At 66.7% G+C, this 8,116-nt stretch carries 5 protein-coding genes and 1 pseudogene; 2 read left to right on the plus strand and 4 right to left on the minus strand.

Annotated features, from left to right (window positions below; genetic code table 11):
• Positions 1–299, minus strand: a pseudogene (locus Q7T84_RS11685) (monooxygenase); the annotation flags it as partial.
• Between the two features lie 89 nt (positions 300–388).
• Positions 389–1,483 (minus strand): YeiH family protein, encoded by a 1,095-nt coding sequence (locus Q7T84_RS11690; RefSeq protein ID WP_304808970.1) that lies wholly within the window; start codon positions 1,481–1,483, stop codon positions 389–391.
• 226 nt (positions 1,484–1,709) lie between these two features.
• On the opposite strand from Q7T84_RS11690, the gene Q7T84_RS11695 reads away from it, so the two are divergent.
• Positions 1,710–3,806, plus strand: coding sequence for a TonB-dependent receptor (locus Q7T84_RS11695; protein ID WP_304808972.1), 2,097 nt, complete (start codon positions 1,710–1,712; stop codon positions 3,804–3,806).
• Positions 3,806–4,900, plus strand: a complete 1,095-nt coding sequence (locus Q7T84_RS11700; protein ID WP_304808974.1) for a PepSY domain-containing protein — start codon at positions 3,806–3,808, stop codon at positions 4,898–4,900. Before Q7T84_RS11695 ends, Q7T84_RS11700 begins: the two co-directional genes overlap by 1 nt.
• Positions 4,901–4,949: 49 nt before the next feature.
• On the opposite strand, the gene Q7T84_RS11705 is transcribed toward Q7T84_RS11700, so the two are convergent.
• A complete protein-coding gene (locus Q7T84_RS11705) occupies positions 4,950–6,551 on the minus strand; it encodes an AbgT family transporter (RefSeq protein ID WP_304808976.1) in 1,602 nt (533 codons plus the stop codon).
• 151 nt (positions 6,552–6,702) lie between these two features.
• On the minus strand, positions 6,703–8,116 hold a 1,414-nt coding region (locus tag Q7T84_RS11710; RefSeq protein WP_304808978.1), incomplete at its 5' end, for a toprim domain-containing protein.

Below are 8,116 nucleotides of genomic sequence, written 5' to 3' on the forward strand. Positions count from 1 at the left end.
TCGATGACGCGGATGTCGCTCACACCGGCCTCGCGCAGCCGCGCCGCCGCCAGCAAGCCGCCGAAGCCGCCGCCGATCACCACCACCTCGACCTCGTCGGTCAGCGGCTCGCGGGTGAAGCCGGGCGCGACATAGGGATCATCCAGGTAGTGAGCGAAGTCGCCGGCGATCTCCTGGTACTGGGCGTTGCCCTCCGTCCGCAGGCGCTTGTCGCGCTCGACGCGGTACTTCTCGCGCAGTTTGTCGGGATCGAACCCAAGCCCGCTCACCGCCTGGGTGGTGTCTGCTGAATCGGCCATGCGTTCCTCCCGAGAACATTTGACCTGATCCAACGTTCGATCACCTTGGGGAAGGCAACTGCCGATGCGAGCCTATCGCCGGGCCGGCCTCAAGGCGGCCAGCCGCCCATCAGGGCCATACCGGCGAGGACGAAGACAGCGACAAACACCGTCGTGCCGACCAGCACCAGGATCGGCCGCCACCCGACCTTGGCCAGGTCGCCCAACGCGGTCTTGGCGCCGAGCGCGGCGATGGCGGCGACCAGGCACCAGCGCGAGGCGTCCTGCAACGGATCGCGGATCCAGTCGCCGACCACCCCGGTGGAATTGATCGCCACCAGGACGGCGAAGGCGATCAGGAAGACCGGAATCAACGGAGGCCGCTTGGCGTGGGCCTCGGCCGAGCGGCGGTAGATCAGCGAGACGATCACCACCGCCGGCAGCAGCAAGGCCACCCGGAACAGCTTGACGATGGTCGCGGTGTCGCCCGCCTCGGGCGAGACGCTGTAGCCCGCACCCACCACCTGGGCGACATCGTGGATGGTGGCGCCGAAGAACATGCCGGCCGCGACATCGCTGAAGTGCAGCATGGCCGCGAGCGTCGGATAGAGGATCATCGCCAAGGTCGAAAGAGTGGTGACGCCCACCACCGTCAGCACCACGTCACGCTCGTGCGTCTCGCTGCGCGGCAACACCGAGGCGATCGCCAGGGCGGCCGAGGCGCCGCAGATCGCGACCGCGCCGCCCATCAGGATTCCCAGCGGACCCCTCAGCTTCATTGAGCGCGCCATCAACCAGCCCACCAGAATGGTCAGGACGACGGCGACCGCGGTGAGGGTGAGAGCCCCGGCCCCGACCGAGCGGACCTGATCGAAGGTGATGCGCATGCCCAGCAGCGCCACGCCGATGCGCAGGATCTGACGGGCGGCGAAATCGATGCCCGGGCGGCAGCGGGGATCATCGCCCGTGAAGTTCACCGCCATGCCCAGCAGCAGGGCGAACAACATGACCGGCGCCTTGTAGTGCTCGGAGAGCCATTGCGCCGCCAGGGCGACGAGACCGGCGATGAGCACGCCCGGCGCATATCGCCGCACCTTTGCGACCAGGCTCTCACGCGGACCAGGCGTCCCGCCCAGCCGATCTGGCGCGCCTTCCAGCGAGTCCAGGGAGCGAAATGCAAGATCGCCGACATCATCGCGCATCATGGCGAACTCGCTGGTTGAGCCGGATCGCGGCGCGGCCTCGAACAATAGATGCGCCCGGTCATCAGCAGCAAGCCGCCCGAACCCCATGCGGTCCAAGACGTCAATTGCAAATCGTTCTTATTAACGCCTATAGAGCCCCTCACAACGATAGTCGGGGATGCAGATGGCTTTGAGAACGGCGAGCGCGGCGCGTGTACGGGGTGTCCATCTGGCGGCTGGAGCGAGCTTGATCGCCCTGGCTTTCGGCACGCAGGCCTTCGCCCAGACCAAGAGCGGCCCGACCGAGGTGTCCGAATTGGTCATCACCGCGGCCCGCACCACCCTGCCGGCCAGCGCCCTGCCGATGACCGTCGACATCGTCGACGCCGACACGCTGTCGCAACAGGTGTCGATCAGCGGCTCGGTGGTCGATGCGATCTCCTCGCTCTCCCCATCGTTCTCGCCAACCCGCCAGAAGCTGTCGGGCAGCGGCGAGACCCTGCGCGGCCGCTCGCCGCTGTTCGCCATCAACGGCATTCCGCAATCGACCCCGATCCGCGACGGCTCGCGCGACGGCTTCACCATCGACCCGTTCTTCATCGACCATGTCGAACTGATCTACGGGTCGAACGCCTTGCAGGGCATCGGCGCCACCGGAGGTGTGGTCAATCAGGTGACGGTCGGACCGCCCAAGGAGGACGGCCTGTCGGGCAGGATCCTGGCCCAGGTCAGCAGCGACACCCGGTTCCACGGCGATGGCCTGGGCTGGAAGACGGCGGGTCTGGCGGGTTATCGCGCCGGGGCCTTCGACGCCACGCTGGGCCTCGCCTATGAATCCCGCGGCGCCTTCTATGACGGCCGTGGCCGGCGGATCGGCGTCGACAACACCCAGGGCGAGATCCAGGACTCCACCAGCACCTCGATCTTCGGCCGCTTCGGCTGGCAGATCGACGAGAGCCTTCGCATCGACCTGGTCGCCAACCGCTTCGAACTGAAGGGCGACGGCGACTATGTGATCATCGCCGGGGACCGCACCAAGAACCGCCCCGCCAGCAGCATGCGCGGGACCATCCAGGGGCGGCCCGCAGCCAATCGCGTCGAGACGCTGTCGGTGGCGGTGACCGACGACGACCTGGTTGGCGGCGACCTAACCGCCCAGTTCTTCTACAACCGCTCGCGCGACACCTTCGGGGGCGACCGCAGCGCCACCTTCCAGGACGCCCGCCTCGCCCCGATCGGCACGCTGTTCGACCAATCGTCGAACCAGTCGGAAAAGATGGGCGCGAGGATCGGATATGAGCGAGAAATTCCGTTCGTGCCGGGCCTGAACACCACCTTCGGCCTCGACACCATGAAGGACCGCACCGAGCAGTCGCTCATTCAGACGAAGCGCGCCTGGGTGCCGCCGACCCAGTTCCAAAGTATCGCGCCGTTCGTCCAGGCCAATCTGGCGCTGCTGGACGACAGGCTGCACCTGGCCGGGGGCCTGCGCTACGAGTCGGTGACCTTGAAGGTCAGCGACTACACGACCCTGGCCTCCTACGGCTCGCGCGCGGTAGGCGGCGGCGATCCATCCTTCGAGGCGACCCTGCTGAACGGCGGCATCGTGGTGAAGCCGACCCAATCCCTGCGCCTCTACGCCAGCTACGCCGAGGGCTACACCGTGCCCGACGTCGGCCGGATCCTGCGGGGCGTGAACCGCGACGGCGTCGACGTGGACAGCTTCCTCGACATCAATCCGGTAGTCTCCGACAACCAGGAGATCGGGGCCGAGTGGAAGCGCGGCCCCATCGAGGCGACCGCCGCCTATTTCTGGTCGACCTCCAAGCTTGGCCAACTGCTGGTGCTCAACCCCGCGACCGCCGTCTACGACGTCCAGCGGCAACGGGTGGAGATCGAGGGCCTGGAGCTGAACGTCACGGCCAAGACGCCGGTCCCCGGCGTCACCGCCTCAGCCGGCTACGCCAAGCTGAAGGGCCGCGCTGACAGCAACGGCGACGGCTCGACCGATATCGACCTCGACGGGGCGAACATTTCGCCCGACCGCTTCAACTTCGCGCTCAGCTACCAGCAAGGGCCGCTGGCCGCGCGCCTGCAAAGCCAGACCTATCTGCAGCGCAGCTACGAGGGCGCCGATCCGCGCAACAACTTCCAGGGCTACACCCTGGTCGACGCCACCGTCCGCTACTCGGCGCCGGCCGGCGACGTGTTCTTCAGCGTCCAGAACCTGTTTGACGAGCAGTACCTCAGCTACAGCTCCGACACCTCCAACCCAGCCGACAATCTGCGCTACTTCGCCGGTCGCGGGCGGGTCTTCACCCTCGGTCTGGAACGCCGCTTCTGATGTCGATCCTGCGTCTCGCGCACCGGTGGGCCGGCGGGCTGATCGGCCTGTTCCTGGCCATACTGGGGTTGAGCGGCGCCATGCTGGTCCACAAGGACGACTGGCTGCGGCTCACCACGCCCCACGCCGCCGAAGCGCAGATGCAGGACACCGCCACCCTGGCCGCCGCGGTCCAGAGGATCTTCGAAGATCCCGACCCGCCGCGCTCCATCGTGCTGGCCAGCGAGCGCCTGGGGCTGCACCGGCTGTCCTATATCGACAAGGAACGGGGGGCCTATGCCGACCAGACCGGCGAGATCGTCGCGCAATGGTCCTCGAAATGGGAGCGGCCGGAGATCTGGCTGTTCGACCTGCACCACTATCTGTTGGTCGGCGACACGGGAAAATTCGTCGCCGGAGCCCTGGGGCTGGCGGGCCTCGCTTTTGTCATCACCGGGGTGATCCTCTGGTGGCCGACCCGGCGGCTGTTCACCTTCAGTCTATGGCCCGCGAAGATGTCGCGCGCCGCCGTGGTTCGCCAGCACCGCGACCTCGGCGTGCTCGTCGCGCCGCTGTTGTTCATCTCGCTGCTGACCGGCGTCGCCATGACCCTTCCCAAGGTCGAGGAGGTGATGCTCGCCCCCTTCTCAAGCCCCACCGAGATGAAGGCGTCTGAAGGCGCGCCGAAAGCCAAGGGCGGGCCGTTGGCCCCCGACACCGATTGGCTGGAATTGCTGAACGCCACACGAGCGCAGTATCCGGGCGCTGAGATCCGCACCATCGGCCTGCCGACCAAGCCGGGCGCGCTGATCTCGGTCAGGCTACGCCAGCAGGCCGAGTGGCTGCCAAACGGCCGGACCATGTTCTGGTTCGATCCCGCCACCGCCCAGCAGGTCGCCACCCGCAACGCCCAGACCCTGCCGACCGGGCTGCGGATCGCCAATCTGGAATACCCGATCCATGCCGCCAAGGTCGGCGGCCTGCCCTATCGGCTGGTCATGACCGTGTCAGGCCTGGCTCTGGCGCTGCTCGGAAGCCTCGCCGTCTACACCTTCTGGGCCAACCCGAAATTCCAGAAGCGCAAGCGGCCCTCGACCCCGCACGCTCGGGCCTAACCCTTGTCACCGCGCGGCTCTCCGCCGGTCGCGGCCAGGGCGATGGTGGTCAGGGCGTGGCGGCGCCCACGGTGTAATGCACCTGGGCGCCGGGTCCGAGCGGCAGGTCCAGCAACACCCACCCCACGGTCATACCGATCCCGACCACCATGAACGACAGGGCATAGGGCAGCATCAGCGCCAGCAACGACCCCACTCCAACCCCGCGGTCCCATCGTTGGCCGAAGGCCAGGATGAGCGGGAAGTAGCTCATCAGAGGGGTCATGATATTGGTATAGCTGTCGCCCATTCGGTAGGCGGCCGTGGTCATCTCGGGACTGATGCCAAGGAGCATGAACATCGGGACGACCACCGGTGAGAGCGCGCTCCACTTCGCCGAGGCCGAGCCGATGAAGAGGTCCAGAAACGACGAAAGCAGCAGGACGCAGACCAACAGCAGCGCCGGCGGCAGGGCCATCGCTTGCAGCGCCTCTGCGCCGTTGATCGCGATGATCGGGCCGATCCTCGACCAATTGAACATCGCGACGAAGTGGGCGGCGAAGAACACGAAGACCAGGTAGGGCGCCATCGTCCGCACCCCGTGCTGCATCATCTCCACCACGTCGTTCGCCGACTTCACCGCGCCGGTGGCTCGACCAAAGGCGACGCCTGTAAGCAGAAACAGCAGGAAGAACCCCGCCACCAGGGAGCCGTAGAGCGGCTGCAGGCGAGCGGGTCCTTCAGCCTCTTGGTTGATGAACGGGGTGTATCCAGGCCAGAGGGCCAGCGCCGCGAAAGCGCCGATGACAAGCAGGGTGACCAGGCCGGCGCGGCGCAGCCCCTTGTGCTCGGCGGCGGTGAGGTCGGCCTTCTCCAGATCCGCGCGCAGGTCGTCATCGACCACGCCGTTCCAAGGACCGAGGCGCGGTTCAATGACCCGATCGGTGACGTACCAGATGATCGGCGTGAACAGCACGACGATGGCGCAGATATAGTACCAGTTGCCGAGGGGGTTCATCGTCCAGTCCGGCTGAACGATCCGCGCGGCTTCCTGGGTGAAGCTCAGCAACAGGACGTCGATCTGCCCAGGCATGAGATTGCCGGCATAGCCTCCCGACACCGCTGCAAAGGCCGCCGCCAGCCCCGCGAGCGGGTGACGGCCGGCGACGGCGAAGGTAATCGCGGCCAGCGGAATGAACACAACATAGGCGGCGTCGGAAGCATGGTGAGACACCATGCCGATCACCGCCACGATCGGTGTCAACAGGGCCTTGTTGGCGTTGCCCAGCGAGGCCCGGATAAGCGCGGAAAACAATCCCGAGCGCTCAGCCACCGCTGCGCCGAGCATGATCGTGAGCACCAGGCCCAGCGGCGCAAAACCAGCGAAGGTGCGCGGCATCTCTATGAAGAGGCGGGCGATGTTCTCCGCGGAGAACAGGCTTGAAGCCCGGTAGGTCAGTATCCCGTTCGCCAGTTCGGCGTGCTCGGGCGCCTTCGTGCCCGAATAGGGAAGCGCCGCTTGCCATCCCAACGCCGCACCGAGCCACGAAAGCAGCATCAATGCGAAGATCAGATAGAGAAAAATGATCGTTGGATCGGGGAGCAAGTTGCCCGCGCGTTCGATCGCCCCCAGTAGGCCACGCTGTCGGTCGGATCTGCGTTCATCGCTCATGGGGGACTATTGCTCCGGCTTCACCACACCGCCACTCCGATAGGGCGGCGGTGTGTCTGGTCAAGCCTGAAGCCCCGCCCGCACCAAAAGGGCGACAGGAAGAGGCTCCTGACGCCAGATTTTTGGAAGCGGTCCCCGCTGAGAGACCGTCCTAGACGTCGACCTCGGCGTCGAGGGCGTTTTCCTGGATGAACTCGCGGCGCGGCTCGACCAGGTCGCCCATCAGGCGGGTGAACATGTCGTCGGCGTCGTCGGCGTGATTGACCCGGACCTGCAGCAAGGTGCGAGCGTCAGCGTCCAGGGTGGTTTCCCAGAGCTGGTCGGGGTTCATCTCGCCCAGGCCCTTATAGCGTTGGACCGACAGGCCGCGACGGCCCGCCTCCATCACCGCGTTGAACAGGTCGAGCGGGCCACGCACGGTGGCGGTCTTGTCCTTACGGGTGAAGGTGGCCACACCCTCGAAGGTCTCGACCATCGCCGCGGCGCGTTCCGACAGGCGGCGCGCGTCGGCGGCGCCGAGCAGCAACTCGTCCAGCACGATCCGCTCGGACACACCGCGCTTGATCCGCGAGAAGACATAGCCGCCGGTCACGGCCTTTTCGCCGGTCCAGGCGCCGTCGCCCTCCTCGGCGTAGAGATCCAGGCGCCCCGCCGCCTTGGCCACGTCCCCGCCGTCGTCCGACAGCAGGCCGGCGATGGCGGCCTGTTCGATGGCGAAGGCCGGGGCGCGCGACGACAGCCGCTCGACATTGGCCTTGGCGCCGCGGGCGCTCTGCACCAGCGCCAGCAGATCGGCGCCGACCAGGCGTTCGCCCGAGGACAGGTCCAGGGTCGCGCCCTCGACGCCCTCGTCGATCAGGTAGTTTTCTAGCTCGGAATCGTCCTTCAGATACCGGGACTGCCGGCTCTTGGTCGCCTTATAGAGCGGCGGCTGGGCGATATAGAGATAGCCCCGCTCGATCACCTCCGGCATCTGCCGGTAGAAGAAGGTCAGCAGCAGGGTGCGGATGTGGGCGCCGTCGACGTCGGCGTCGGTCATGATGACGATCTTGTGGTAGCGCAGCTTCTCGATGTTGAAGTCGTCGCGGCCGATGCCGGCGCCCAGCGCGGTGATCAGGGTGCCGATCTGATCGGACGACAGCATCTTGTCGAAGCGCGCCCGCTCGACGTTCAAGATCTTGCCGCGCAGCGGCAGGATCGCCTGGTTCTCACGGTTGCGCGCCTGCTTGGCCGAGCCGCCGGCGGAGTCGCCCTCGACCAGGAAGACTTCAGACTTGGCCGGGTCCTTCTCCGAGCAGTCGGCCAGCTTGCCGGGCAGCGAGGTGATGTCGAGCGCCGACTTACGACGCGTCAGTTCGCGGGCCTTGCGCGCCGCTTCGCGGGCGGCGGCGGCCTCGGCGATCTTCTGGACGATCAGCTTGGCTTCGTTCGGGTGTTCTTCGAACCAGCTGCTGATGCCCTCGGACACCAGGTTTTCCACCGCCGGGCGCACCTCGGAGGAGACCAGCTTGTCCTTGGTCTGGGAGGAGAACTTTGGGTCCGGAACCTTGACCGACAGCACGCAG

This window comes from Phenylobacterium sp., from assembly GCF_030654915.1.
Taxonomy (GTDB): domain Bacteria; phylum Pseudomonadota; class Alphaproteobacteria; order Caulobacterales; family Caulobacteraceae; genus Phenylobacterium.

Bases quoted from the DNA above. Each gene is read 5' to 3' on its own strand.
- Q7T84_RS11700 (WP_304808974.1), top strand. From the start codon at position 3,806: ATGTCGATCCTGCGTCTCGCGCACCGGTGGGCCGGCGGGCTGATCGGC.
- Q7T84_RS11690 (WP_304808970.1), bottom strand. From the start codon at position 1,483: ATGATGCGCGATGATGTCGGCGATCTTGCATTTCGCTCCCTGGACTCG.
- Q7T84_RS11705 (WP_304808976.1), bottom strand. From the start codon at position 6,551: ATGAGCGATGAACGCAGATCCGACCGACAGCGTGGCCTACTGGGGGCG.